The sequence below is a fragment of the Burkholderia sp. GbtcB21 genome (genome assembly GCF_019091065.1).
In the GTDB taxonomy this organism is placed as follows: Bacteria; Pseudomonadota; Gammaproteobacteria; order Burkholderiales; family Burkholderiaceae; genus Burkholderia; species Burkholderia pyrrocinia_C.
On the sequence record NZ_JAGXKA010000181.1, the window covers coordinates 1 to 296 of the forward strand.

1 protein-coding gene is annotated in these 296 nt (G+C 57.4%); it reads right to left on the reverse strand.

Annotation, left to right across the window (positions count from 1 at the left end):
* Positions 1–296, reverse strand: a 296-nt coding sequence (locus tag KVT39_RS36755) for an IS3 family transposase (protein WP_217591457.1), incomplete at both ends; no start/stop codon positions are given.

Here is a 296-nt window from a genome sequence, read left to right on the forward strand (position 1 = left end):
TTCTTGGGCCGAACGAGCGACTTCAGACGCAGCACTGACATCAGTCGCTGCACCGTCTTGCGGTTGACCCAAGTGCCCGCTCGACGCAATGCAAGCGTGATCCGGCGATAGCCGTAACGCCCCTTATGCTGGGCGAAGACATCGGCGATCTTCGCCTTGAGCTCGGCGTGACGATCTCCCGCCTTGGTCGCTGCCACTTGGTAATAGAACGTACTACGAGCCAGGCCTGAAACCTTGAGCAAGACGCTTAACGAATGATGCTCACGCAAGGCGTTCACGATTTGCGCGGTTTCTTT